This window comes from Streptomyces sp. NPDC020299 (assembly GCF_044387825.1).
GTDB lineage: Bacteria > Actinomycetota > Actinomycetes > Streptomycetales > Streptomycetaceae > Streptomyces.
Map to the genome: position 1 here is coordinate 48185 of NZ_JBIRWL010000008.1, position 26541 is coordinate 74725.

Annotated in this window: 23 protein-coding genes; 11 read left to right on the top strand and 12 right to left on the bottom strand. The window is 72.0% G+C overall.

The window, feature by feature from the left end:
* Window positions 1–173 precede the first annotated feature (173 nt).
* The 5 genes from ACH45E_RS21260 (at window position 174) to ACH45E_RS21280 (ending at window position 6042) form a co-directional block, all read left to right on the top strand.
* Window positions 174–632, top strand: a complete 459-nt coding sequence (locus tag ACH45E_RS21260; protein WP_361445093.1) for a cyclic nucleotide-binding domain-containing protein — start codon at window positions 174–176, stop codon at window positions 630–632.
* Between the two features lie 40 nt (window positions 633–672).
* Complete coding sequence (locus ACH45E_RS21265; RefSeq protein WP_361445096.1) at window positions 673–1338, top strand: CBS domain-containing protein; 666 nt, start codon at window positions 673–675, stop codon at window positions 1336–1338.
* A 37-nt stretch (window positions 1339–1375) separates the two neighbouring features.
* Entirely contained in the window at window positions 1376–2179 is an 804-nt protein-coding gene (gene ppk2, locus ACH45E_RS21270; protein ID WP_361445099.1) for a polyphosphate kinase 2, read from the top strand.
* Window positions 2180–2208: 29 nt separating this feature from the next.
* The gene (locus ACH45E_RS21275) at window positions 2209–3933 is read left to right on the top strand and encodes a sulfate permease (RefSeq protein WP_361445102.1); all 1725 of its coding nucleotides are present in this window, start codon (window positions 2209–2211) and stop codon (window positions 3931–3933) included.
* Between the two features lie 156 nt (window positions 3934–4089).
* Window positions 4090–6042, top strand: a complete 1953-nt coding sequence (locus ACH45E_RS21280) for a PAS domain S-box protein (protein WP_361445105.1) — start codon at window positions 4090–4092, stop codon at window positions 6040–6042.
* Window positions 6043–6046: 4 nt separating this feature from the next.
* On the opposite strand, the gene ACH45E_RS21285 is transcribed toward ACH45E_RS21280, so the two are convergent.
* A complete protein-coding gene (locus ACH45E_RS21285; RefSeq protein ID WP_361445108.1) occupies window positions 6047–8431 on the bottom strand; it encodes a phosphoketolase family protein in 2385 nt (794 codons plus the stop codon).
* 206 nt (window positions 8432–8637) lie between these two features.
* Window positions 8638–9078, bottom strand: a complete 441-nt coding sequence (locus tag ACH45E_RS21290; RefSeq protein WP_361445111.1) for a pyridoxamine 5'-phosphate oxidase family protein — start codon at window positions 9076–9078, stop codon at window positions 8638–8640.
* A 329-nt stretch (window positions 9079–9407) separates the two neighbouring features.
* Between ACH45E_RS21290 and ACH45E_RS21295 the strand changes: the two genes are divergently transcribed.
* The 3 genes from ACH45E_RS21295 to ACH45E_RS21305 are packed head-to-tail and all read left to right on the top strand — an operon-like array spanning window position 9408 to window position 12254.
* A complete protein-coding gene (locus tag ACH45E_RS21295) occupies window positions 9408–10169 on the top strand; it encodes a hypothetical protein (protein ID WP_361445114.1) in 762 nt (253 codons plus the stop codon).
* On the top strand, window positions 10153–10872 hold the full coding sequence (locus ACH45E_RS21300; protein ID WP_361445117.1) for a hypothetical protein: 720 nt from the start codon (window positions 10153–10155) through the stop codon (window positions 10870–10872). Before ACH45E_RS21295 ends, ACH45E_RS21300 begins: the two co-directional genes overlap by 17 nt.
* A complete protein-coding gene (locus ACH45E_RS21305) occupies window positions 10869–12254 on the top strand; it encodes a M48 family metalloprotease (protein WP_361445120.1) in 1386 nt (461 codons plus the stop codon). Before ACH45E_RS21300 ends, ACH45E_RS21305 begins: the two co-directional genes overlap by 4 nt.
* A 6-nt stretch (window positions 12255–12260) precedes the next feature.
* On the opposite strand, the gene ACH45E_RS21310 is transcribed toward ACH45E_RS21305, so the two are convergent.
* Both ACH45E_RS21310 and ACH45E_RS21315 read right to left on the bottom strand, forming a co-directional pair.
* Window positions 12261–12716, bottom strand: coding sequence for a hypothetical protein (locus tag ACH45E_RS21310; protein ID WP_361445123.1), 456 nt, complete (start codon window positions 12714–12716; stop codon window positions 12261–12263).
* Between the two features lie 23 nt (window positions 12717–12739).
* On the bottom strand, window positions 12740–13072 hold the full coding sequence (locus ACH45E_RS21315) for a hypothetical protein (protein ID WP_361445126.1): 333 nt from the start codon (window positions 13070–13072) through the stop codon (window positions 12740–12742).
* A gap of 233 nt (window positions 13073–13305) precedes the next feature.
* On the opposite strand from ACH45E_RS21315, the gene ACH45E_RS21320 reads away from it, so the two are divergent.
* Complete coding sequence (locus ACH45E_RS21320; protein ID WP_361445129.1) at window positions 13306–14247, top strand: DUF389 domain-containing protein; 942 nt, start codon at window positions 13306–13308, stop codon at window positions 14245–14247.
* A 47-nt stretch (window positions 14248–14294) separates the two neighbouring features.
* Window positions 14295–16133, top strand: a complete 1839-nt coding sequence (locus ACH45E_RS21325) for a glycoside hydrolase family 15 protein (RefSeq protein WP_361445132.1) — start codon at window positions 14295–14297, stop codon at window positions 16131–16133.
* A gap of 3 nt (window positions 16134–16136) precedes the next feature.
* On the opposite strand, the gene ACH45E_RS21330 is transcribed toward ACH45E_RS21325, so the two are convergent.
* The 8 genes from ACH45E_RS21330 to ACH45E_RS21365 form a co-directional block, all read right to left on the bottom strand.
* Complete coding sequence (locus tag ACH45E_RS21330) at window positions 16137–17186, bottom strand: cytochrome d ubiquinol oxidase subunit II (RefSeq protein WP_361445134.1); 1050 nt, start codon at window positions 17184–17186, stop codon at window positions 16137–16139.
* The gene (locus tag ACH45E_RS21335) at window positions 17183–18613 is read right to left on the bottom strand and encodes a cytochrome ubiquinol oxidase subunit I (RefSeq protein WP_361445137.1); all 1431 of its coding nucleotides are present in this window, start codon (window positions 18611–18613) and stop codon (window positions 17183–17185) included. Before ACH45E_RS21335 ends, ACH45E_RS21330 begins: the two co-directional genes overlap by 4 nt.
* Window positions 18614–18620: 7 nt before the next feature.
* Window positions 18621–19460 (bottom strand): SDR family oxidoreductase, encoded by an 840-nt coding sequence (locus tag ACH45E_RS21340; RefSeq protein ID WP_361445140.1) that lies wholly within the window; start codon window positions 19458–19460, stop codon window positions 18621–18623.
* A 142-nt stretch (window positions 19461–19602) separates the two neighbouring features.
* Window positions 19603–21183, bottom strand: coding sequence for a GMC family oxidoreductase (locus ACH45E_RS21345; protein WP_361445143.1), 1581 nt, complete (start codon window positions 21181–21183; stop codon window positions 19603–19605).
* A 93-nt stretch (window positions 21184–21276) separates the two neighbouring features.
* Window positions 21277–22194 carry a cyclase family protein gene (locus ACH45E_RS21350; protein ID WP_361445146.1) on the bottom strand — a complete coding sequence of 306 codons (918 nt, stop codon included), beginning with the start codon at window positions 22192–22194 and terminating at the stop codon, window positions 21277–21279.
* Between the two features lie 30 nt (window positions 22195–22224).
* Window positions 22225–22527, bottom strand: a complete 303-nt coding sequence (locus ACH45E_RS21355) for an SHOCT domain-containing protein (protein ID WP_361445149.1) — start codon at window positions 22525–22527, stop codon at window positions 22225–22227.
* A 16-nt stretch (window positions 22528–22543) separates the two neighbouring features.
* Complete coding sequence (locus ACH45E_RS21360; RefSeq protein ID WP_361445152.1) at window positions 22544–23005, bottom strand: DUF6325 family protein; 462 nt, start codon at window positions 23003–23005, stop codon at window positions 22544–22546.
* Window positions 23006–23141: 136 nt separating this feature from the next.
* Window positions 23142–24848 (bottom strand): multicopper oxidase family protein, encoded by a 1707-nt coding sequence (locus tag ACH45E_RS21365; protein WP_361445155.1) that lies wholly within the window; start codon window positions 24846–24848, stop codon window positions 23142–23144.
* Window positions 24849–24947: 99 nt separating this feature from the next.
* Here ACH45E_RS21365 and ACH45E_RS21370 point away from each other — a divergent pair, with 99 nt between their 5' ends.
* A complete protein-coding gene (locus ACH45E_RS21370) occupies window positions 24948–26480 on the top strand; it encodes a M1 family metallopeptidase (RefSeq protein WP_361445158.1) in 1533 nt (510 codons plus the stop codon).
* The last annotated feature ends 61 nt before the right edge of the window (window positions 26481–26541 follow it).

A 26541-nucleotide genomic window follows, 5' to 3' on the forward strand; every position in this document is an offset into this window, starting at 1 on the left:
GCGGACGGCCCGTACGCGGTCGCGACCGACAGCCGCGGTCCGGGCCGTTCGGCCCCGTGCCCCGGGCCGGGCGGCCCGTGGTGCCCGGTGTCGCCCCGGCGGAGGCTGGAGTCAGCAGCCCCACGACGCTCCGCCGTCCGGCCGTGGCGGCGGGAACGAAAGGAGCCGGAACGATGACCTCCACCACCACCCTGACCGCGGCCCTCCCGGCCTGCCACCGGGAACGCCTGATGCACATCGCCCGCGAAGTCTCCTTCCCCATCGGCACGCGGCTGTTCGAGGAGGGCCGGCGCGCCGACCGGTTCTGGATCCTGCGCACCGGCACCGTCACCCTCGACATGCACGTACCGGGCCGCCGTTCCGCCCTCATCGAGACCCTCGGCCACGGCGAACTCGTCGGCTGGTCCTGGCACTTCCCGCCGCACGTGTGGCATCTGGGCGGCGAGGCCACCAGCCCCGTACGCGCCTGGGAGTTCGACGCCGAAGCCGTACGCTCGATGTGCGCCGACGACCCCGAGTTCGGGCGCGCCGTCGCCGTCTGGCTCGGCCAGGTGACGGCACACCGCCTGCACTCCACCCGCATGCGGCTCCTCGACCTCTACGCCCCCTACGGAAGCGGCAGCCGGCTCTGACCGGTCCGCGCCGTGCCCTTCTCGTCCTCGGGAGGAGACCATGCCCAGCAGCCCGTACACCGTCAGCGACGTGATGACGCACACCGTCGTGGCGGTGGGCCGTGACGCCCCGTTCAAGGACATCGTCCAGCTCATGAACGAGTGGAAGGTCAGCGCCCTGCCCGTGCTGGAGGGCGAGGGCCGCGTCGTCGGCGTCGTCTCCGAGGCCGACCTGCTGCCCAAGGAGGAGTTCCGCGACAGCGACCCCGACCGGTTCACCCAGCGCCGGCGCCTCGACGACCTCGCCAAGGCCGGAGCGCTCAGCGCGGGCGAGCTGATGTCCGCGCCCGCCGTCACCGTGCACGCGCGCGCCCCACTCGCCGAGGCCGCGCGCATCATGGCTCAGCGCAGGGTCAAGCGGCTGCCCGTCATCAACGACCAGGGCCTCCTCGAAGGTGTCGTCAGCCGTGCCGATCTGCTGAAGGTCTTCCTGCGCGGCGACGAGGACATCGCCGACGAGGTGCGCCGCGAGGTGGCCGGCCGGCTCTTCCCGGCCCCCCTCGAACCGGTCCGGGTGGAGGTCCGGGACGGCGTCGTCACCCTCACCGGCCGGATCCGTGACACTTCGCTGGTGCCCGTCGCCGCCCGCATGGTGCGCGCCGTCGAGGGCGTGGTCGACGTCGAGTGCGACCTGAGCACCGGATCGGTGTGGAGCGATCGGCGGTGAGCTGCCGGGACGCGGGGCCGAGAGGAGAATGGGCCGCATGACCGAGAAGACGGCGGCGGCACTGCCCCACAAGACGTACGAGAGCGAACTGCTGCGTCTGCAGACGGAACTGGTGCGGCTCCAGGAGTGGGTACGGGCCCAGGGCGCCCGGCTGATCATCGTCTTCGAGGGACGGGACGCGGCCGGCAAGGGCGGCACGATCAAGCGGGTCACCGAGCATCTCAACCCCCGCATCGCCCGGATCGCCGCGCTGCCCAAGCCGACCGAGCGGGAGCGCACCCAGTGGTACTTCCAGCGGTACGTCGAGCATCTGCCGGCCGCCGGGGAGATCGTGCTGTTCGACCGGTCCTGGTACAACCGCGCCGGTGTCGAACACGTCATGGGCTTCTGCACCAAGGAGGAGCACCAGCTGTTCCTGCGCCAGTGCCCGATCTTCGAGCGGATGCTGGTGGAGGACGGGATCCTGCTGCGCAAGTACTGGTTCTCGGTGAGCGACGCGGTGCAGCAGGAGCGCTTCCGGCGCCGGCTGGAGGATCCGCTGCGGCGCTGGAAGCTGTCGCCGATGGACCTGGAGTCGATCAGCCACTGGGAGGCGTACTCGCGGGCCAAGGACGAGATGATGGTGCACACCGACATCGCCGAGGCGCCCTGGTACGTGGTCGAGAGCGACAACAAGCGCCGGGCGCGGCTGAACATGATGGCCCACCTGCTGGCCTCCGTCCCCTACCACGAGGTGCCGCCGCCGGTGCTCGAACTGCCCGAGCGGCCGGCGTCCACCGGGTACCAGCGTCCGCCGCGCGATCTGCAGACCTACGTCCCCGACCACACGGCCGGCCTGTGAACCCCGCCCCCGGCCGGTAGCACGTGTCCATGTCCACGAGCACGGGCGGGCGTGCCGCCCGGCTGCGCCGGCTGGCGCCCGGGATCGCGATCCTGGCCCACTACCGCCGCGCCTGGCTGCACGGTGACCTGCTGGCCGGGGTGACCGTGGCCGCGTACCTGGTGCCGCAGGTGATGGCGTACGCGGCCGTGGCCGGGCTGCCGCCGGTGACCGGGCTGTGGGCGATCCTGCCCGCGCTCGCCGTGTACGCGCCGCTGGGTTCGTCCCGGCTGCTGTCCGTGGGCCCCGAGTCGACGACCGCGCTGATGACGGCGACCGTCGTGGGCCCGCTCGCGGCCGGGGACGCGGGCCGGTACGCCACGCTGGCGGCCGCGCTCGCGGTGACCGTGGGGCTGCTGTGCCTGGTGGCCTGGGCGGCGCGGCTCGGCTTCCTCGCGGATCTGCTGTCCCGGCCGGTCCTGACGGGCTATCTGGCCGGGGTGGCGCTCATCATGATCGTGGACCAGCTGCCCAAGCTGACCCGGGTGCCGACGACGGGAACGGAGTTCTTCCCGCAGCTGTGGTCCTTCCTGCGCGCACTGCCGGACATCCACCCGGCGACGCTGCTGTTCTCCGCCGCGGCACTGGTCCTGCTGTTCACCCTGCCGCGCGTGGTCCCGGGTGTGCCGCCGCCACTGGCCGTGCTGGTGCTCGGCACGGCGGCCGTGGCCGCGTTCGACCTGGACGGGCGGTACGGCATCGCGGTGATCGGCGCCATCCCCTCGGGCCTGCCCCAGGCCTCCTGGCCGCACCTGGCCGAGCTGCCGCGGCTGGTGCTGCCGGCGCTCGGCGTGCTGCTGGTCGCCTACACGGACTTCGTGCTGACGGCCCGGGCCTTCCGCGCCCCCGACGACCCCGAGCACGACGCCGACCAGGAGTTCCTGGCGCTGGGCGCCGCCAACCTCGGCGCGGGGGTGCTGAACGGCTTCCCGGTGAGCAGCAGCGCGAGCCGCACCTCGCTCGCCTCCTCGGCCGGGGCGCGCAGTCAGCTGTACTCCCTGGTGGCCGGTGCGGTCGTGCTCGCCGTGCTGCTCTTCCTCGGCCCGCTGCTGTCCCGTACCCCGTCGGCGGTGCTCGGCGCGCTCGTCGTCTACGCCGCCGTCCGGATGACCGACCTCGCCGGGTTCCGCCGCCTCGCCGCGTTCCGCCGCCGCGAACTGCTGCTGGCCCTCGGCTGCCTGGCCGGGGTCCTCGTGCTGGGCATCCTCTACGGGGTGGTGGTCGCCGTCGGCCTGTCGGTGGCGGTGCTGCTGGTCCGGGTGGCCCGGCCGCACGACGCGGTGGAGGGCCTGGTGCCGGGCCTGGCGGGCATGCACGACGTCCGTGACTATCCGCAGGCGCGCACGATTCCCGGGCTCGTGGTCTACCGCTACGACTCGCCCCTGTTCTTCGCCAACGCCGAGGACTTCCGGCACCGGGCGCTGGCCGCGGTGGACGCCCAGGACGGCCCGGTGCACTGGTTCGTGCTCAACGCCGAGGCCAATGTCGACGTCGACATCACCGCCCTGGACGCTGTGGACGAGCTACGCCGGGAGCTGGTCCGGCGCGGCGTGGTCTTCGCCCTGGCCCGGGTCAAGCAGGACCTGCGCGAGGACCTCGACGCGTACGGGCTGACGGAGTCGGTCGGGACGGACCGTATCTTCCCCACCCTGCCGACCGCGGTGGCCGCCTACCGGCAGTGGAGTACGGATCCGGGCCCACCGGAGCAAGGGTGACCGCATCTGAACAACCGGGGACGCGCAGGGGAACGGTTCGGTCACCGGCTCGGTGATTTCCGGCCACTGCCCTGACATGACGCGACAAGTCGGGGTGGCGGGTGCCCGGATGCGTTGGGATGGCGCCAGCAACACGAGCGACCTGGCGGTGTGGGTATGAACGCATTCGTGGAGGAGCCGGCCCGGACGGCCGACCCGGCGGTGCTGGAGCGGTGCCGGTGCGGCGCCCGGTTGCCCCAGGGCGGCCCGTCCGCGGCCGAGGACCGGTTCCGCGGGCTGCTGGAGGCGGCCCCGGACGCCATGGTCATCGTCGACGACTTGGGCATCATCAAGCTGGTCAACGCCCAGACGGAGGCCCTGTTCGGCTACCGGCGCGAGGAACTGCTCGGCCGGCCGGTCGAGTTGCTCGTGCCGCACCGCTTCCGGGTCCACCACACCCGGCACCGCGACGGGTACGCCGCCAACCGGCAGGTGCGTCCGATGGGGGCGGGACTCGAACTGCACGGGCTGCGCAAGAACGGCAGCGAGTTCCCCGTGGAGATCAGCCTCAGCCCCATGGAGACGGCGGACGGGCTGCTGGTGTCGGCGGCCGTGCGCGACGTCAGCGACCGCAAGGCGGCCGAGGCCCGGATCAACGAACTCGCCGCGCTCGTGGAGTCCTCCCAGGACGCCATCCTCGCCAAGACCCTCGACGGGTACATCACCTACTGGAACGCCGCCGCCGGACGGCTGTACGGCTACACGGCCGAGGAGGCCATCGGCCGGCACGTGTCCCTGCTCGCCCCGGCCGAACTCCAGGACGACATCTGCGCGCTGCTGAAGCGGCTGCGGCACGGGGAGAAGGTCGAGCATTTCGAGACCCTGCGGGTCACCAAGAGCGGCGCGCTGCTGGACGTCGACGTCACGCTGTGGCCGACCCGGGACCCCGGGGGCAAGGTCGTCGGCGCGTGCGCGATCGTCCGCGACATCAGTGACCGCAAGCGCGCGGAGGCCGAGCTCACCGCCCTGCTGGAGCAGCAGCGGCACATCGCCCTCACCCTGCAGCGCAGCCTCATGGGAACGCCGCCCGCCCTGCCCGGCCTGGACACCGCCAGCAGGTACCGGCCCGCCACCCAGGGCGCCGGTGTCGGCGGCGACTGGTTCGACCTGATACCGCTGGGTGCCGGACGGGTCGGGGTCCTCATCGGCGATGTGATGGGCCGCGGCCTGGAGGCGGCCGCCGTGATGGGCCAGCTGCGCTCGGCCGCGCACGCGCTCGCCAAGACGGGCATGCAGCCCCGCCAGCTGATGCAGGCCCTCGACACCGTCGTCACCGACCTGGACGTCCCCGACCAGCTGGTCACCTGCTGCTACCTGATCATCGCCCCGGACGCGGGCACCGTGACGGTCTGTTCGGCCGGGCATCTGCCGACCCTGGTCGTCGGCCCCTGGGAGGGCGTCCGCGTCCTTCCCATGCCGGTCAACGCGCCGCTCGGCGTCGGCGACGTCCTCTACGAACAGTCCTGCACGGACATGGCGCCCGGCGCCACGCTCGTGCTGTACACCGACGGCCTGATCGAGACGCCCGGCAGCGACATCGAGGCGCGGATCGGTGAACTCACCACCGTCCTCGACACGTTCTTCCCGCAGGCCACCGACCTGGAGGCGGCCGCCGACCGGGTGCTCGCCGAGCTGCTCCCCGACGCCGACGGGCACAACGACGACGTGACGCTCCTGCTGGCCCAGCTCCCGGCGGCGCCGCTGGCCGCCGTCACCACCGCCCTGCCCGCGACCCCGGCCTCCGTTCCCGAGGGGCGGGCGTTCCTCAGCCGGACCCTGACCTCGTGGGAGTGCGCCGCGGCGGCAGACGACGCCCTCCTGCTGCTGTCCGAGACCCTCACCAACGCGGTGCAGCACGCCGAGGGCCCGCTGGGGCTGCGCCTGTGCCGCACCGACACCGATCTCACCGTCGAGGTCAGCGACCGCAGCCCGCACCTCCCCCAGCCCCGTCTCGCATCCGAGGACGAGGAGTCCGGCCGGGGCCTGTTCCTGGTCCGTACCCTCGCCGACAGCTGGGGGGTGCGGCCGACGGACGAGGGCAAGACGACCTGGTTCACCCTGCGGCTGTGAGGTCTCAGCCGTTCCACACCCAGTCGGCCACCTCCGGCAGGTCCGTGCCGTGCTCCCGGATCCACAGGTGATGGCGCTGCCGGGCGTCCTCCATGCGCTGGCGTACGGGTGCGGCCCGCACCGCCAGGCCGGGGACGCGGTCGATGACGTCCATCACGAGGCGGTAGCGGTCCAGGTCATTGCGGACCACCATGTCGAACGGCGTGGTCGTGGTGCCGATCTCCTTGTAGCCGCGCACGTGCAGGTTGTGGTGACCCTCGCGCCGGTAGGCCAGGCGGTGGATGAGCCACGGGTAGCCGTGGTACGCGAAGATCACCGGCTTGTCGGCGGTGAACAGCCCGTCGTACTCGAAGTCGCTCATCCCGTGCGGATGTTCATCGCTCGGCAGCAGCCGGGCGATGTCGACGACGTTCACCACCCGCACGGCCAGCCCGGGCAGGTGCCGGCGCAGCAACTGGACGGCGGCCAGCACTTCCTGGGTCGGAACGTCGCCCGCGCAGGCCAGGACCACGTCCGGTTCCCGGGTGCCGTCCTCGGTGCCGGCCCACTCCCAGATGCCGGCGCCGCGTGCGCAGTGGACCCTGGCCTCCTCCATCGACAGCCAGTCGAAGCAGGGCTGCTTGCCCGCGACGACGACATTGACGTAGTCCCGGCTGCGCAGCACGTGGTCGGCCACGGACAGCAGGGTGTTGGCGTCCGGTGGGAAGTAGACGCGGACCGCCTCGGGGCTCTTGTTCAGGATGTGGTCGACGAAGCCGGGGTCCTGGTGGGAGAAGCCGTTGTGGTCCTGGCGCCACACGTGCGAGGTGAGCAGGTAGTTGAGGGAGGCGATGGGGGCGCGCCAGGGCAGGCGGCGGGTGGTGCGCAGCCACTTGATGTGCTGGTTGACCATGGAGTCGACGATGTGCACGAACGCCTCGTAGCAGGAGAACAGCCCGTGCCGGCCGGTGAGGAGATAGCCCTCCAGCCAGCCCTGGCAGGTGTGTTCGGAGAGGATCTCCATCACGCGGCCGTGCGGGTCGAGGTGTTCGTCCACCGGCAGGGTGCCGGCCTGCCAGGCCTTGCCGCTGGCCGCGTAGACGGCCTGGAGGCGGTTGGAGGCGGTCTCGTCGGGGCCGACGAGGCGGAAGTCACGGCGGTCGGCGGTACCGGCCATGACGTCCTGGAGCATGTCTCCGAGGACGCGGGTCGGTTCGTGCAGGGTCGCGCCGTGCTTGTCGACCGGGACGGCGTAGCGCTCCAGCGGCGGCAGGGGCAGTTCGCGCAGCAGCAGGCCGCCGTTGGCGTGCGGGGTCGCGCCGAGCCGGCGGGTGCCGCTGGGGACGCAGGCCAGGACGTCGGGGCGCGGGGCGCCGTGTTCGTCGAACAGTTCCTCGGGGCGGTACGAGCGCAGCCACTGCTCCAGCTGCCGCAGGTGCTCCGGGTTGTCCCGTACGGCGGCCAGCGGCACCTGGTGGGCGCGCCAGGTGCCCTCCACGGGCAGTCCGTCGACCTCGGCCGGGCCGGTCCAGCCCTTCGGGGTGCGCATCACGATCACCGGCCAGCGGGGCCGGTCCGTGACGCCGTCCTCGCGGGCGGCGCGCTGGATGGCGGCGATCTTGTCGACGGCGGTGTCCAGGGCGTCGGCCATCGCGCGGTGCACGGCCGCCGGATCGTCGCCGGTGACATGGACCGGGTCGTGGCCGTAGCCCCTGAGGAGGTCGTCGAGTTCGCTCTCGGGCAGCCGGGACAGCACCGTAGGATTGGCGATCTTGTAGCCGTTCAGGTGGAGGACGGGCAGGACGGCGCCGTCGCACACCGGGTCGAGGAACTTGTTCGAGTGCCAGGAGGCGGCCAGCGGCCCGGTCTCCGCCTCGCCGTCGCCGATCACGCAGGCGACCAGCAGGTCCGGATGGTCGAAGGCGGCGCCGTAGGCGTGCGAGAGGGAGTAGCCCAGCTCGCCCCCCTCGTGGATCGAGCCCGGGGTCTCCGGTGCCACGTGGCTGGGCACCCCGCCGGGGAAGGAGAACTGCTTGAACAGCCGGGCCATGCCGGGCGCGTCCCGGGTGACGTCCGGATAGGTCTCGGTGTACGACCCCTCCAGCCAGGAGTTGGCCAGGACGGCGGGTCCGCCGTGGCCGGGGCCCCAGATGCACAGGGCGTCCAGGTCACGGGCCTTGATGACGCGGTTGAGGTGGGTGTGCACCAGGTTGAGGCCCGGTGACGTGCCCCAGTGGCCGAGCAGGCGCGGCTTGATGTGCTCCGGGCGCAGCGGTTCGGTCAGCAGGGGGTTGGCCATGAGGTAGATCTGGCCCACGGAGAGGTAGTTCGCGGCGCGCCAGTGGGCGTCCAGGACGGCGAGCTCCTCGTCCGTGAGCCCGGCTGACGCCTGCTGCGTGTCGACGGACATCGGGGGTTCCTTCCGGGTCGGACTGCGATCGGGGGCGTGACGCGTGCCGGGCGGGCACAGCATCCAGCCTCCGGTGGACCCCCGGGTACCCGACAGGGCCGTTCGGTCCACGTTCCCGTGCCGAGCAGCCCGTGCGGGTCCCGTCTCAGGGGTCCTTGCACTATGAGCGCCCGGTGCGACCCGGGCGCACATAGTGCAAGGACCCCTTAGGGCCCGAGGTCCACCCCGTACAGCGTCCGCCCGGCGGTGAGCTCGCGCCCGGTGACCAGCTCCGGGTGGATGCGTACGAACACCTCCCGGGGGGACGGTGCCCAGGAGCGCGGGCCGGTCCGGGTGAGCCGCCGCTGCTCGGCGGGGTCGGTCACGACCGTGGCCCGGCCGGTGACGACGACACTCCATCCCGCGCGCCTGGCCGCGTCGACCTCGTCCGCCTCGAAGGCCACCACCGCGCCGTCGACCGCACGGGCCAGCTCCGAGGCCGCCGAGGTGCGCAGCAGCACCGCGCCGTCGTCGTCCAGGCAGAAGTTGACCGGCAGCACCGCGGGCAGGGCGCGGCGCGTGTGCACGATGCGGCCGACCGGCACCTTCGTCAGCAGACGGAGGCACTCGTGCCGGTCGAGCTCGCGGAATCCGTCGTTGGCATACATGGCCGGTCCGTCTCTCGTCTTTTCTCGTCTTTTCTCATCTTTTGTCGTCTTCGCCTGTTTCGGCGATATCACTCCATCGTCTGCCGCCGACGGGCGCCGGGTGAGGGTCCTTCGGCCCTCCCCTGCCCGCGGAGCGGCCCTGAGTGGCGGGCGGTGTCCGAGCTGGAGAGATTTTCGCCTGTCTTCGCTTCGAAGATGTCATTCGTGGGATTTTCCGCTCTTTGGGGCGGGTGAAGGCTCCCTGTTCCGTATAGTCCGTTCGGCGGGTGCCCGGGCACCCGGAGGGGGGATACATGATGGTTCGTCAAAGAGGGCGAAGAGCCGCCGCGTTGGCCTTCGTACTGCTGGGCTGCCTCACGAGCCTCACCGCGTGCGGCGGTGACGGTGACGCAGGGGCGGGGGCGTCGACGGACGCGGGCCCACCCGCGACCGTGTCGACGGCCACGACCGACACACGGACGGAGACGGCGACCGCGACGCCGACCGAAACACCGACCGACGAGGAGACGGCGGCTCCGGACCCGCTGACGGCACCGGACGACACCACGCCCGCCGAGACGGACGCCGCGGACACGGACACGTCGTCCGGGGTACCGCGCGGGACATGGACCGGCACCGCGCACGTCAGCGTGGACTTCGCCGACCCCGGGTGCGCCACCGCCTCGCGGTCGTACGACCTTCCCGCGACGCTGATCATCGACGATCCGGCCGGATCGGAGAGCAACTCCTTCCACCTCTCCTGGGCCAGCGACAGCCAGACGGCGGAAGGGGCCTTCGGAGTGACCTCCGCGCTCAGCGGAACCGACACCACCGACGGCCGCGGGGTCGAGATCGAGTACTGGTCGCTGTCGGACGACGGCGCAGGGGACCTCTCCGGCCGGCTGACCGACTCCGCCGCCGCCGAGGGCGCCTCGCTCAACCTCGTCTTCGTGCCCAAGCCGCTGTTCCAGTGCGGCAGTTACACGAACTACCCGTACGGCATGGCGGTGGGTACGAGCCTGGAGGGGACCGTGTCCGGCTCCTCCGCATCCCTGACGCTCAGCGGCACCTCGGCCGACGGCACCAGGAGCTTCCGTGTCGAATGGTCCTAGCGGTACGGAGCTGCTGGACGACTGGGCCGGTCGGATCGCGTCGGCGGCCGCCCCGGACGAGATCGACTTCGCCGGTCACACCGCCCGCGTGTACACGCGCGGCGGCCGGGGACGCCGGGTGCTGCTGCGCCCGGCCCCCTCGGTCCCGGCGGGTACCGGAGGCGCCCTCGCCGCGGCCGTGCTGCCGATGCTGTGGGACGCGCTGGCGGCCTCGTACGCGCTGCTGAAGGCGGCTCTGGGGTCGTCGGTCCTCGCGAACGCCATCGCCGCGTCCACCCTGCTTCTCGCCCTGCGTGAGCGGCGCGAGGGAAGTCCGGCCCCGAACGCCACGCCCGGACCAGAGCACGGTCCCGCGCCCGGCCCCGAGGCAGGCGGCCCCGAGCCGGACGCGGACGGGGCGGCCGAGCTGGCTGTGCTGGCCGGTGCGGTGGCGGAGGTGTCGCGCTGCTTGCAGGCCCGGGGCATGCGGCGCCCGTCGGCCGACCAGGCCGCCGCCCAGGCCGTCGCGGCCCTGCACGCCGGCCGCGACGCGGGGGCCGTCGCCTTCCTCGCCCTGCTGGCGGGCGTACGGGTGCCGGACGCGGAGGAACCCGCCGCCGGGTCCGGCGCCCGGGCCGGCCTTCGCCGGCTGGCCGCCCGGTTGCCGAGGCCGCGCCGGCGGCCGGATCGCCGGGCGGACCGACGGGCGGGACGGTCCGGATGAGGCCGCGCGCCGGGGAGGGCGGCACGCCGTTGGCTCCGCCGCCGTGGCTGTGGCTGCTGCTGGCCACCTACCTGTGGCAGCTTCCCTCGGGAGTCGGCTGGTGGCGCGCGCAGATCCGGGACCTGTGGACCGACCGGGGCGCCTACAGCGCGGAGGTCGTCGCCAGCCCGGGCTTCGCCGCGCTGCGGGTGTCCACGGTGAGCCAGCTCATGCCCACGCTGGTGCTCGTCGCCGGGCTGTTCACGGTGATGGTCCCGCACATCCGTGGCCGGTACACGCGATGGCGCTACCGGCTCACCGACGCCACCGTGCTCGACGACGGCACCACCGACGGCTCCACCGACGGCACCACCGGCGCCACGGGGCAGGAAGGGCTCGCCGGCCTGCGGCGGGCGGCGCGGACCTGCGCGCCGGGTACCACGCTGACGGTGTCGATGTGGGGCAAGAGCCCGCCCGCCCGGGTGTACGCGACCGGCTGGCGCGAGCGGCGGATCGCCGTCTCCCTGGGGTTCGTCGCCCTGTGGCGGCGCAGCCCCGACCGGGCCCGGGCGTTGCTGGTCCACGAGGTGGGCCACCTCGACTGCGGTGAACACCTCATCGCCGGCCTGGGCAGCCCGTTCACCCGCGCGGTACAGGTCTGGCCCCTGGTGTTCCTGGCCTCCGGGGTCGCGCCGCTGGTCTGGCTGGCGGCGCGGCACGAACCGGCCGCGTCACTGATGTGGGCCCAGGTCGTGGTCGTCCTGTCGAAGGCGACGGTCGTGATGGTGCCGGTGGCGGCCCTGTGGTGCGCCGAACTGGCGGCCGACCGGTACGCGGTGGCGGTGAGCGGGCCCGCCGCCGTGGCACAGGCGCTGCACGAGCTGCGGCCGCCGGGCCGGCGGCACGGGTTCTGGAACGTGACCCATCCGCCCATGAGGCTGCGCCGGTGGTGTGTCGAGCGGGCCGGCCGGCCCGTGGTGCCGGTGCTGCTGACCGTCGCCGGTCCCCTGGCGCTGCTGGCGCACGCCGCCGTCGTCACCCTGCTGGGCGCCGTGGCCCTCGCCCTGGCGGGCGACCCGCTGTCGGCGGCGGTCGCGAGCAGCCTGGAGCTGGCTCACCGGGACCTGCTCACGGTGCCTTTGTGGGCGGCCGTCGTCTGCGTGGTCCTGGTGTGGCCGGAGCTGGCGGCGGCGTGGCGGCGCCTGTGGCGCGGCCGGGCCGGGGCCGCCGTCGTACCGGATGCCACGGCCGCGCCCGGAGTGTTCGCCATGGGCCACTGGACGGTGCGGGCGGCGGCCGTGGCGCTGCCCGCCCTCGTTCTCGCCGTCGCCCTGCTACCGCCCAGCGGCGCCATCGACCGCGACCCGGTGCTGCGCCCGTCCACCGCTGCACGGCAGGAGTGACCGCCCTCAGTCGCGGGGGCACGCGGTGTGGTCGGGGTGGCCCGTCGTGCGGCGGCATTCCTTCAGTTCCGCCTCGTACAGGTGGTCCCTGCCGTCGGCCAGTTCCTGCCGCGCCCCGGCTTCCAGTTCGGCGAACGGCCGGTAGTAGGTGGCGTTGTACGCCTCGACGATCTGGAACGTCCAGTGCCCCGGGATGACGTTGCGGCCCAGGATCTCCCGCTGCACGCGGTCAGCCCAGTCGTCGTGGCCGGCCGCGCGCAGCAGTCGCACCGCGCGGTCCAGCTCGAAGTCGGCGCTGCCGGTGAGCTGGTGGAAGGAGTACAGATGGCCGCGGGCACGCTCGGTCGTCTCCAGCGCCTTCGACAGCGACCCCAGGGCCTGGACCGTCTCGTCGGACAGATGCGCGGGCCGCCGGTGGTCGGCGTCGGGACGGTCCTCGGGGCCGTCAGGGTGAACAGTCATCGCGGTGGCAGGCTTTCCGGCGGTCAGTGGACGATGGTGAAGCTGCGCCACATCCCGGTGGTGCGGACCACCTGGTCCGAGGTCTGCGTGGGCAGGTAGACGCTCTGCCCGCCCGGCGGCTCGGTGCAGTCGGCCGTCTCGTACAGGATGATGTCGTTCCCCGTGTAGTTGTGGACGGCGGTCACGCCCTCGCGGAACCGGTGGCAGCCTCCGACCGACGGGTTGGAGATCTTCTCGACGGACCTGACCCCGCTGCGCGCGTCGATCGTGCCGAGCGCCTGCTCGTCGCAGGCCGTCAGCGCGAGGCCGAGCAGTGCGATGCCGGTGAGCGCGGCCAGCGACCGTGGAGCGGGCATCGGGCCTCCTGTGCCGGGGTGAGAGCTGGCTGGGTCGTCCCCACACCACTATCCGTCGCGGACGGCGCGCGCGCCCGGCGAGTACGCCCGTTGCGGGCACGCGGACGGGTCCCGCGCGCGGTGCCCGACTCGGCACGGTGGGCGATCACAGGTGATAGTGGACGGGTACGCCCGCGTGCCCCACGCCCAGGCGGGCGTCCCGGGATCGGTTCCGGGGGTTTCCGGAGGTTGGGATGGACCTGGTCCATTTCCGGATGGTCGTGCCGCCCGCGCTCACCCGGCCGGCCGTCGACCTGCTCACCTCGAACGACCGTGTCCTCAACCTCGTGATCGTGCGGTCGGTCCACGTCACGGGCGGTGACGCGGTCGAGTGCGATGTACCGAGGGGCGCCGCGAACGGCGTGCTGGAGGACCTGCGTGAGCTGGGCGTCGACCGGACGGGGTCGATCGCCGTGGACGGCGTCGACATGATGTTCTCGCGGAACGCGGAACGGATCGAGGCCGGGCAGCCGCGCGTGCTCGCCCGCGCTCCGCTGTGGGCCGCGGTCGAGGCCCACATCCGGGCGGAGGGCACCTATGTACCGTCCTTCTACCTGTTCCTGGTGATCGCCGGGCTCATCGGCGCGGTCGGCATCCTGACCAACTCGCAGATCCTCATCGTGGCGGCCATGGTGGTCGGCCCCGAGTACAGCGCGATCACCAGCATCGCCCTGGGCCTCGACCGGCACCACCGCGGCCGGGTCCGGGAGGGGACGCGTGCCCTGACGGCCGGTTTCCTGCTGGCCATCGTGGTCACGCTGGGTTTCGCGGCGCTGGTGCGGGCTGCCGGTCTCCAGTCCCGGGCGTTCGAACTGGGGCTCCGGCCGGTCTCCCACCTCATCGACACACCGGACTTCTTCTCGGTCGTCGTCGCCTTCCTCGCCGGCGTGGTCGGGATCGTCTCGCTCGCCGAGGCGCGCGGCAGCGCCCTGCTCGGTGTGTTCATCTCGGTGACGACGATCCCCGCCGCCTCCGACGTCGCCGTCTCGCTCGCCTTCGCCGACTGGCACCAGGCGTGGGGCTCGCTGGTGCAGCTGCTGCTCAACGTGGTCGTCCTCGTGGTCGTCGGGGTCCTCGCCCTCCGTGTGCAGCGACGCCTTTGGCAACGCGCGACGCGGGCCTCCGGCTTACGCTGATCTGGGGGGTGCGTTCGGGTGAATCGCATGCCGGAAGGGGCGCCCCGATGGACGACTACCCACTGATCGAGAACCACGGTCTGCTGGGCGATCTGCAGACCTCGGCACTGGTCACCACCGACGGGATGATCGACTGGTTCTGTTCCCCTCGGTTCGACTCCCCGAGTGTGTTCGGCGCACTCCTGGACAAGGAGAAGGGCGGGCACTGCACGATCCGGCCGGCGCACCCGACCCACGCGACCAAGCAGCTGTACCTCCCCGACACGGCGATCCTGGTGACCCGGTTCATGACCGAGGCGGGCGCCGGAGAGGTGATGGACTTCATGCCCGTGACCGGCACGACGGTCACGCGCCGCCACCGGCTGGTCCGCCTGGTCCGCTGTGTGCGCGGCAGCATGACGTTCGATGTGGCGATCGCCCCGCGGTTCGACTACGGGCGCACGGCCCACCGCCTGCACATCACCGAGCACGGAGCGGTGTTCGCCGCGGACGACGGCACGAAGCTCACCGTGCACCCGATCCGTGAACCCGAGGACGATCGGCTGGCGAACGTTCTCACGGCCCGGGAGTCCGACCTGCAGCTCACGCTGACCCTGCGGGCCGGCCAGCAGCGCGGCATGATTCTGGAGATGGGCGCCGAAGGGCCGCCCACCGAGGTCCGCGAGCCCGAACACCAGCGGCTCTTCGACGAGACCGCCGCGTTCTGGCGCTCCTGGCTGAGCCGGTCCCGCTACACCGGGCGCTGGAGGGAGGTCGTGGAGCGTTCCGCGATCACGCTGAAGCTCATGACCTTCGCCCCCAGCGGCGCCGTGGTGGCCGCCCCGACAGCGGCCCTGCCGGAGCAACTGGGCGGCGAGCGCAACTGGGACTACCGCTTCACCTGGATCCGTGACGCCTCCTTCTCCGTGTACGCCCTGCTGGGACTGGGCTTCACCGAGGAGGCCAGGGCGTTCATCGTCTGGCTGGGCGACCGGGTCCAGGAGCGGGCCGGCAGCGACGGGAGCACGGGCCCGCTCAACATCATGTACAAGGTCGACGGCTCCTCCGACCTGGACGAGCAGATCCTCGACCACTGGGAGGGCTATGAGCGTTCCGCGCCGGTACGGATCGGCAACGGCGCCGCCACGCAGCTCCAACTGGACATCTACGGCGAGGCTTTGGACAGCATCTACTTCGCGCAGCAGCACGGCTTCCACGTCGGGCGCAAAGGATGGACCTCGCTGCTGACGGACCTGGAGTGGCTGGCCGACCACTGGGACCAGGCGGAGGAGGGGCTGTGGGAGACCCGCGGCGGCCGCCAGGACTTCACCTACGGCCGGGTGATGTCGTGGGTGGCCTTCGACCGCGCGGTGCGACTCGCCGATTCGAACGGCTGGCCGTCCGCGGCCGCTCGCTGGAAGGCCGAGCGGGATGCCGCCTACGAGCAGGTCATGGCCAAGGGGTGGAACGAGAAGCGCGAGGCCTTCGTCCAGCACTACGGCAGTGAGGTACTGGACTCCTCGCTGCTGCGCATGGCGACGGTCGGGTTCCTCACCCCCGGCGATCCCATGTGGGCGTCGACCCTCGACGCCATGGAACAGGAACTGGTCAGCGACAGCCTGGTCTACCGCTACAACCCCGAGGCCTCGCCCGACGGTCTGCGCGGCTCGGAGGGCACCTTCTCGCTGTGCACGTTCATGTACGTCGACGCCCTGGCGCGCGCGGGACGGACCGACCGGGCGAGGCTGGTCTTCGAGAAGATGATGGGGTACGCCAACCATCTGGGCCTGTACTCCGAGGAGATCGACCCGACGGGCCGTCAACTGGGCAACTTTCCCCAGGCGTTCACCCACCTCGCCCTGATCGACTCGGCCCTCACCCTGAACGCGGCTCTCGACCGGCGCTGAAGGTCACCGCCGGCCTTCGTCAGCGGTGCCACCGCCGCCGCGCAGGTCGCTGTCGGTGAGGCCCTCCAGTTCGCCGTGGGTGTCCAGCCAGTAGAGCAGGGCGACCGCGGGGACGATGAGCACGACGGCGACGAGGATGACGAGGCCCAGCCAGCGCAGTGTGGTGTGCGCGCCCGCTCCGTCGGCGACGGTCAGCGTGGTGGGGATGAGGTACGGGCGCTGTGCCATGCCCCAGGCGAGGACGGCCGACGCGACCACGCCGACGGCGGTGACCCGGGACCAGGCGCCGGAGGGCCGGGTCAGCAGCCACGCGGTGGCGAGCGTGCCCAGCGCCGCCAGAACGACGAAGACGAGTCCCACTCCGTGCGTGAGCCCGTGCCACACGTGCGGCGCGTCCCCGTGGGTGACGGCCAGGGTGATCACGGCGAGAGCGGCGACCGTGACCAGCGCGCCCAGCGCCCGCCGCCGGAAGTAGGTGTCCAGGTCCGGTGTGCCGAAACGCCGGGCGTCCGCGGCGAGGAAGACGGCGCCGAGCAGGGCCGTGGTGGCCACCGCGAGCAGACCGAACAGGACCGATGTGGGGTTGGACCAGGCGTCCGCCGACGCCTGGGTGCCCGCCGTCACCCGGCCGGAGGCCACTCCCCCGGCCGCGGCGCCGAGGAAGAACGGCGTCAGCAGCGAGGAGACGGCGAACATGGCGCCGTACAGGCGCCGGCCGGCCAGCCGCCGGGTGGGCTTGCGCAGGGCGAAGCCGGCGCCGCGCAGCACGATGCCGACGGCGGCCAGGGCCAGCGGCAGCCACATCGCGGTGAACACCCGCTGGAAGAAGACGGGGAACCCCGTCCACATGATGACGAGTACGAAGATCAGCCAGACGTTGTTGACCTCCCACACCGGTGCCATGGCGTGGTCGATCAGCCATCGGGGGCGCTTGCCGCGTTCCGCCCCGCCGGCGGTCAGGTCCCAGAAGCCGGCTCCGAAGTCGGTGCCGCCGGCGCAGGCGTAGGCGGCGATCGCGAGCAGCAGCACGACGGCGATGACACCGGCGATCACGGCCGGCTCCCGGTGGAGCGCGGCCCGTACGGGGTGTCCGTCTCCGGTGTTGGGCCCGGTGGCTCCAGGCCGCCCTGCTCGTCGGCGAGCCGCCAGCGGGCGCGCATCTTCAGGAGCACCAGCAGGAAGGACGCGAAGACGACGACGTACACGACGACGACCAGGCCGAACATGGTCCACAGGGCGGCGGAACGCGTCGACGTGACCGCTTCGGCGACCCGCATGTTCTGGTAGACGATCCACGGCTGGCGGCCCACTTCGGTGGTGATCCAGCCGCATTCGACGGCGACGACGGAGGCGACGCCGGCCACGGCGGCACACCGGTAGAACCACGGCGAGCGGGGCAGCCCGCGGCGGCGCAGCCAGACCAGGGCGTACCACAGGGCGAGCAGGACCAGCAGGGAGCCGATCCCGACCATGGTGTCGAAGGTCCAGTGGACGATGGTGGCCTGGGTGGGCGTCGGCCGGTCGCTCGCCGGGACCGAGGTCAGCCCGGTGACCTGGGTGTCCGGGCGGAAGCCGGCCAGGATGGAGTCGAGCTGCGGGATCCTGATGCCGCCGGAGATGGTCCCGTCCGGGTGCAGCCGGCCGTAGAGGTATTCCGGCACGTGGGTGTCGGTCTTCCAGACGATCTCCGTGGCGGCGAACTTCACCGGCTGCTTGTGGAACACCTGCCGGGCGATGGAGTCGCCCAGCATGAACTGCACCGGTGTGCACACCGCGGCGAGGGTGAAGGGGATCGTGAAACCGAGCCGGTGGTACCGGTCGCGTCGGCCGCGCAGCCATCCCATGGCGTAGACGCCCGCCGTGACGTAACCGGCCGTCACGAACATCGCGAAGACGAAGTGCCAGTACTCCGGGCCGAACATCGGCGTGAAGACCGCCTTGCGGATGTTGACGTCCACGGGGTTGCCCGCGGAGTCGAGGCTGAAGCCCCGCGGGGTGTTCATCCACGAGTTGGCGGCCAGGATCCCGAAGGCGCCGAGCAGCGCGGCGAACGGCAGCGGCAGTCCGAGCAGGAAGTGGGTGCGGGAGGGGAGTCTGCGCCAGCCGTAGAGGTAGACGGCGATGAGGACGGCCTCCAGGAAGAAGGCCCACGCCTCGACACCGAACCCGATGCCGAAGACATCGCCCCACCTGCCCATCATGCCCGGCCACAGCAGCCCGAACTCGAAGGACAGCACGGTGCCGGTGACGACCCCGATCGCGAACTGGACCGCCATGACCGCCGACCACCGCCGCGCCAGCAGCAGGGCGGTCGCATCGCCGCGACGCAGGCCGTAGCCGTGCATGATGAGTGTGATCAGCGGCAGCGCCACACCCAGCGGCACCAGGATGATGTGGGAGGCGAGGGTGAAGGCCATCAGCGATCTGGCCGGGAGCGTTTGCGCCGGCACGTCCGCCAGCCAGGTGAGCGTCGTGTGCATACGTGGGTCAGCCGCCGGTGGCGAAACCGGGGAAGAGGGTCATCCCGCCGTCCACGAAGAGGGTGGTGCCCACGACGTAGTCCATGAGGTCGGAGGCGAGGCCCACCACGGCGTTGGCGATGTCGTCGGGGTCACCGACACGGGCGTAGGGGATCAGCCGCAGGAGATCCTTCTGGGCCGCGGCCGTCTCCCAGGCGCTGCGGTTGATGGGTGTCTTGATGGCTCCCGGGGCGACCGCGTTGACGCGGATCTTCTTCGGGGCGAGTTCCTGGGCGAGGGTCTCCATCATCATCTGTACGCCGCCCTTGGAAGCGGCGTAGTTGACGTGCCCCGCCCACGGGATGACCTGGTGCACCGAGCTCATGCAGATGATCTTCCCGGCGGCGCGGGAGACCTCGGGGACGACTCCGCGTCGCAGGAACTCCTTGGTCGCCTCACGCGCGCAGAGGAACTGCCCGGTGAGGTTGACGTCCAGGACCTTCTGCCACTGGGCGAGGCTCATCTCGGTGAAGGAGGCGTCGCGCTGCATTCCGGCGTTGGCGACCAGGATGTCGATCGTGCCGAACTCCTGGACCATCCGGTCCGTCATGGCGACGACCTGGTCCTCCTTGGACACGTCCGCCTCGTAGGCCGCGGCCCGCACGCCGAAGGAGGTGATCTCGTCGACCACCTTCTCCGCCTCCTCGGCGCCCGCGACATAGTTGACGACCACATCGGCGCCGGCCCGGCCGAGGGCGACGGCCGTCGCCCTGCCGATTCCGGAGTTCGCGCCGGTGACCAGCGCTTTCTGGCCCTTGAGCAGATGGGCGGGGATCACGCCCTGGGGTGCGCCCTCGGTGGAACTCACGATGACCTACTCCTCCGTCGCGGGGCCCGGGTTTGCCGGAAACCACACCATCACCGTGACCGGGCGGCGGCACCCCGGGAGGGCCCGGCTTGCGCCGACCGGCTGAGGATTTCGCCCGGCCGGGCCGCTCGTCGGACGCCGGTCAGCTCAGTCGTTCCAGAATGTGGTCTCCCACGCGCAGGGCGTTCGCGATGGCCGTCAGCGACGGGTTCACCGCCCCGATGCTCGGGAAGAAGCTCGTGTCGACGACGTACAGGTTGTCCAGGTCGTGGGCCTTGCAGTTGACGTCCAGGGCGGAGGACACCGGATCGGTGCCGAACCGCACCGTGCCCGCCTGGTGGGCGGTCGCGCCGATCGGCATGCCCTTGTGCAGATAGATGCTGTGGGACAGCAGACGGTGCTCGTGCATGCCCAGGTGGCCGAGCATGTGCTGGAGCTTGTGCCGCAGGCGTTTCAGACCGGCGATGTTGTTGTCCTCGTCGAGCGTCAGCCGGATCCGGCCGTCGCCCTCCAGGGTGACCCGGTTGTCCGGCTGCGGCAGGTCCTCCCCGCACAGCCAGAAGTCGACGGCGTGATGGGCCAGGACCTCGAAGGGCATGTCCGGTGCGACCGCTCCGGCCCAGCGCGGGGCCTCCCCGTGGATCTGCTCGGCGTCCGACTTGCCGAGCATCTGGATGCCCCCGAGGGGGTACTCCCAGTCGTCCGCGCCCAGGTACCAGTCGTGCAGGGCGAGGGTCTTCTGGAACTGGGTGTCGTTGGGCTCCTTCGAAATGGCCATCAGGGCAAGGTTGTTGTGGCGCATGTAGTGCCGGCCGACCACTCCTGAGCTGTTCGCCAGCCCGCCCGGGTGCCGGTCGTTCGCCGAAGCGAGCAGCAGCACGGCGGAGTTGACCGCCCCGCAGGCCACCACCACGATGTCCGCGGCGAATCGGGCCTCCTGCTCGCCCGGGAGCCGGGCGACGACCGTGCTGACGCTACGGCCTGCCGGATCGGTCTCCAACCTCGTCACATGGGCATGGGTCACCATGTCGACGTTCTCGTGCCGCAGTGCGGGTTCCACGCAGATCACCTGGGCGTCGGACTTGGCGCGGACCAGGCAGGGGAAGCCGTCGACCCGGTTGCAGCGGATGCACGCACTGGAGTGGGTGGCCTGCCCGTTCTCGCCCTGGGTGAGGTTGACCCCGATGGGCAGGTGGAAGGGGTGCAGTCCCTGCTTCTCCAGGTCGTAGCTCAACTGCTGGATGCGCGGCTCGTGTTCGACCGGGGGGTAGGCGTACTGTGCGCTGCACGGCCCTTCCCAGGGGTCCTCGCCGTGCCGGCCGTGCACCAGGTAGAGGTGCTCGGCCTGGGTGTAGTACGGCTCCAGGTCCTCGTAGCGGATCGGCCAGGCGGGAGAGACGCCGTCGTGGTGGCGCAGTTCCCCGAAGTCCTCCGGCCGCAGCCGGAACAGCGCCGCCCCGTAGAACTTCGTGTTGCCGCCGACGTAGTAGTTGACCTCGGGCGGGAACTCCTTGCCGTGCTTGTCGAGCCAGAACTCATCGGCCCGGTACTTGCCCTTGACGAACACGGCCGTGGAGTCCCAGTTGTCGCGTTCGCGCCGCAGGTAGTCACCGCGTTCGAGGACGAGCACCCGTTTCCCCGAGGGGGCGAGCCGGTGGGCGAGCGTCCCGCCGCCGGCGCCGGTGCCGATGATGATGATGTCGTAATGGGGGGTGTCGCCCATGGCGGCCACCGTCCTCACTTCGTCATTTTCCCACTTCGAACGTATCTGCCCTGGGGCGCTGCGGCACCTGGAGCGGACGGTGCCCGGGCGCGGTCACAGGACGGCGATCGGGTTGACCGGACAGCCGGTGGCCGCCGGCAGCCGCAGCGGGGCGACCACGCACAGGAAGTGCCAGCGGCCCAGCTGTTCGCACGCCGATGCCAGTCCCTCCAGGTCGAGCCAGTCCAGCAGCTGCAGCCCCAGGGCGTTCACGGCCAGCACGTGCACGGGGAACGGGACCTCGGCCACCGCGCTGGGCGCGCAGTCGCTGTTGCCGTCCGAGCCCAGCGCGGCCACGCGCCGCTCGGCCACCACGGTCACCGCCGCCGGGTGCAGGCCCGCCCGCGCCCGAGCCGTGTCCCAGGCACCGACGCTCCGGCGGCGACGGCGGTGCCCGACCCGCACGAACAGCAGGTCGCCCGGGCCTACCGTGACCTCCTGGGCCGCCTCGGCCGCCCTGAGATCGCCGGCGGTCACATGGTCGCCGGGGTCGAGCCACGGCACGCCCCGCAGGCGCGGGATGTCCAGCAGGACCCCGCGGCCGACGATGCCGTCCCGCACCAGGTCCAGCGTGAGCGCGCCGGCGCCGTCCGGTGTCACGCTGCTCGCCGGGACACCGCCGTACAGCTCACCGTCGAACATCACGTGGCACAGCGCGTCGAGGTGACTGTCAGCGTCCCCGTGCACGTTCATGGCGAACCGGTCGCGGGCGAAGCGCAGCCCTCGCGCGTCCTCGCCCTCGCCGTGCGCCGATGCCGTCATGCTGTGCCGGGCGGGCTCCGGGTTGTCCGGACCCGGCGTGGTCTCGATGGGGGCTGCGAGCGACACGGTACGGCCGCGGCGGACCTCGCCGGCGGCGGCCAGCACCCGCTCGGGGGTGAGGTGGCCGAGCGCGCCGCGCGACGGGTCCCCGTCGTACCGTGCCTGATCGCGCAGCCGGTGGTACAGGGAGCGGAAGTCCGCCTCGGACATCGTCCGCCGGTCACCGCACATCACGGCGGGTCAGCCGAGTACCCGGCGTTTCTGGGCCTCGAACTCCTCCTCGGTGAGCACCCCTTGGGCCTTCAGGTCGGCGAGTTGCTTCAGCTGGTCGATCTTGTCGGTCATGTCGTCGGCGACCGGTTGCGTCGCGGCGGGCGGCGGGGCGGGGGGCGGCGGGACCGCGGCCTGCTGGGCCGCGGCCTGGCGCTCGTAGTCCTGCTCGGCCCAGCGGCCCGCCTGCCGCCGGGAGACGCGGTTGGACACCGCGGTGGCCGTACCCGCGACCACCGCCGTGCGGGCGACGCCGCGAAGAAGTCCTGGCATGCTCACTCATCTCCCATCAGGCGGCCACAGGCCCGCTCGGGGGCGTCGTCGGTTCGGTCGCGTCCAGCGACGCCAGCAGCGCCTGCACGGGGATACGGCCGCCCGCCACCAACTGGGCTCCTTCGCGCCGCAGGGCACGGGCCAGCGGCGCGGCCCACACGTTCTCGTACACGAGGACCGCGGCGGAGTTGCCGGGCTCCAGCGCGGCACCCGCGTCGTCCAGGTCGCTCTGGTCCAGCACCCCGGAGGAGGCTCCCTCGAACACCGTGAGATCGATCTCGTCCCCGATCTCCTTCAGTTCCAGCGCGGTGACCGACCCGTCGGTGTCCTTGCGGACGAAGACGAGGTCGAGGATGCGGATGATGTTGCGTTCGACCAGATCGACGAGCAGGGGGAAGCCCTCCCCCGTCATGCGGTTACCGGGGAACTCGACGATCAGATAGTCGACGGGTCCCATTTCCTCGAGGTCATCGGTCATGGCCACTCCTCGGAGGCGGACGGTCCCTCCAGCCATTGCAACACCCGGCCCGGGGACCCGCACGTCCAGAAGCCCGCGTCCGGCGTCTCCGGGGGCCGCCCCGGCCGGCCGCCCGCCGGGGCGGCCGGCGCTGCGGTCACTTCCGGTAGCCGAGGATGGTCATCATTCCGGACTCGGCGTGGTACTGGTTGTGGCAGTGGAGCATCCACAGGCCCGGGTTGTCGGCGTTGAAGTCGACGACCATCTTGCGGTGCGGCAGCAGGATGGAGGTGTCCTTGCGGGCCCCGAGCCCGTCGAGGCCGCGCAGGGCGAACGTGTGGCCGTGCAGATGGACGGGATGCCACATGTCGGTGGCGTTGATGAGGGTCAGCCGGACCCGTTCGCCCTGCCGGACCGGGCGGCGCTCCTCGACGGAGTAGGGCCGGTGGTCGAAGCCCCAGTTGAAGGCCTTCATGTTGCCGGTCAGCCTGATGCGCATCTCGCGGTCCGGCTCGCGGTGGCACAGGGCGACGGACTCGTCCGGCACGAGCCGTCTGGCCGGCACGACCTTCCCCTCGAGTTCATCCGGGTGCACGGTGGACCGGGGCAGCCCCCCGCTGCCGGTGCGCAGCACCGCCAGGGCCCTGCCGTCCTTGCCCTCCGCCAGCGCGACCAGCGGGAACACCCCGTCCTTGGCGGTGATCAGCACGTCGTAGCGCTCGGCCATCCCCAGCAGCAGCGCGTCCGTCCGCTTGTGCTCGACCGGGTAGCCGTCCGTGTGCGTCACCGTCATCTCGTGGCCGCCCAGGGCGACCCGGAAGGCCGTCTCGGCGCCGGCGTTGATGATGCGCAGCCGGATGCGGTCCCCGGGGCGGGCCCTGAAGACCGAAGGCTCGTGCGCGAGGCGCCCGTTGACCAGGTAGAACGGGTAGTCGACGCTGCCGCCCTCGCTGTGCAGCATGCGGCTGTGGGAGCCGTGCAGCAGACGGGAGGGGCTCTTGGACCTGCCGGGGTCCCAGTCCCCCGCTTCGTCCCATGTCTCGTGGCCGGAGCCGCCGTGTTCCCCGTCGTGCTCCCCGTCCTCCCCCATGTCCATGCCCTTCGGCGCACGCTTGCCGTGGCGCAACTCCGCGAGCACTCCGTCCGGGGTGGAGCCGTGCACGCCGTCCAGCCAGTCGTCCAGGACGACCACCCACTCCTTGTCGTACGACAGGGGCTCCCTGGGGTCCTCGACGATGAGCGGCGCGTACAGGCCGCGGTCCAGTTGCAGCCCCGAGTGGGAGTGCAGCCAGTAGGTGCCGGGGTGGGTCACGGCGAAGCGGTAGTTGAAGTCCTCGCCGGGCTGGATGGAGTACTGGGTCAGGCCCGGTACGCCGTCCATGTCGCAGCGCATCCGCACGCCGTGCGAGTGCAGCGTGGTCGACCGGGGCAGCCGGTTGGCGAGCGTGAGATCGAGGATGTCGCCCGCGTGGATCCGTACCTCCCGGCCGGGCAGTCTGTCGTTGTACGCCCATGACCTCACCAACAGCCCGCCCAGGTCCAGGAACGTTTCGCCAGCGGTGAGCCGGAACCTGCGCACGGGTCCCTGGCCACGTTCCCGTTCGGCCTCGAGGACCTCGGGATCGGACGGGTTCACATACCCCGCGGGCCCCCTGGGGACGAACACCTCGCCGTGGTGGCCGGCCGTCCCGGTTCCGGGACGGGAGCCCGGCGCCGGGCGGGGGGCCGTGCGGGCGTGGGGGCTGCCCGCCGGGTGGGAGCCGGACTCCGAGCGGGGTGCGGACCCGGAGCATGCGGTCAGGATCCCCGAGCCGGCGGCCACGATCGAGGCACCGAGCACTGTGCGCCGTGTGTGTGTCTGCATGAATAAATAAGACACGTTTTATGACCATATGTGTGAGAACTGGCGCGGCGCGTCTCCTGAATCACGGGCACCGACGACGGTGCGGCCGATAGTGCGGTCATGCGGATCGCGATCGCCGGTACCCCCCTCACCAAGCGCCGGGGTCTCGCCCTGGCCGTCGCCGGCGCCGTCGGGATCGCCGGTGCCACCGCCGTGGTCGGCACCCTCCAGCACGGGGGCCGCCACTCCCCCGCCCCCGGCCCCGCCGCCACCTCGTCCGGCGCGGCCCCCTCCCCCGGCGCCCCCGGCATCGGCGACCCGCTGCTGCCGCTCGACGGCAACGGCGGCTACAAGGTGCGGCGCTACACCCTGGGCTTCGACTGGCGGGCGCCCCGGACCCCCTTCGACGCCGCCACCACCATCAGCGCCACCGCCACCCAGGCCCTGTCCCGCTTCGACCTCGACTTCGCGGGCAACACCCTGCGCCAGGTGACCGTGGACGGCAGGCCGGCGACCGCCGTACGCGACGGCGACGAGCTCGTCGTCACCCCCGCTAAGCCGATCGCCCGGGGCGCCGGCTTCACCGTGCGGGTCGCCTACACCGCCGACCCGACACGGCAGCGCCACCGCGGGGACGCGATCGCGGACTACGGCTGGGTGCCCACGCCCGACGGCACCGTACTGTGCCCGCAGCCCGACGGCGCCAAGATGATCTTCCCGGCGGACGACCACCCCAGCCTGCGCGCACCGGTCACCTTCCGCATCACCACTCCCCCGGGCATCAGCGCCGTCGCGAACGGCCGGCTCGTCGAACGCCTCCGGCGGCCCGGCGGACGCACCCGGTGGACGTACGACTCCGAGCAGCCCGTCGCGGCCCAGCTGGTCCAGATGGCGATCGGAAGGTTCACGGTGGTCGACACCACCGGCCCGCACGGGCTGCCCGTCCGGGACGTGGTCCCCGAAGACCTGGTCACCGGCACCGCGGCCTACCGCTCGCTCACCCCCGGCCACCTGGCCTGGCTGGAACAGCGGCTCGGCCCGTACCCCTTCGGCCGGTACGGGGTGCTGGTCGGCGACACCGGCCTGCCGGTCGCCCTGGAGACACAGTCGCTGTCCGTCCTGCCGAGCGCCGACCTGCTCGGCGACCGGGTGCACGCCGAACGCAACCTCGTGCACGAACTGACCCACCACTGGACCGGGGACAGCGTCGCCATCCGGCGCTGGTCCGACCTGTGGCTGAGCGAGGGGCACGCCCAGTTCTACGAACGCCTGTACTCCGACACGCACGGCGGCGACAGCATGGAGGACGCGATGCGGGCGGCGTACGAACGGCACGACCAGTGGCGGCACGACGACGGGGCACCCGCCGAACCCACCGAGCCGACCCTCTTCCGGCAGATCAGGTACGACGGCTCGGCACTGGTGCTGTACGCCCTGCGGGAGGAGGTCGGTGAGGAGACCTTCGGCCGGATCGAGCGGGCCTGGGTGACGCGGTACCGGGGCCGGGCCGCCGGCACCGCGGACTTCGTCACGCTCGCCTCCGAGGTCGCGGGCCGGGATCTGAAACCGTTTCTGACGCCGTGGCTGTACGGGGCGCACACCCCGCCGATGCCCGGACACCCCGACTGGCGGACCGACCCGGTCGAGGACTGAGCCGGTCGAGGAACGAGCCGGCCGAGGACCGGGCCGTCCCGCCGCCACGGCCCTCGTACTG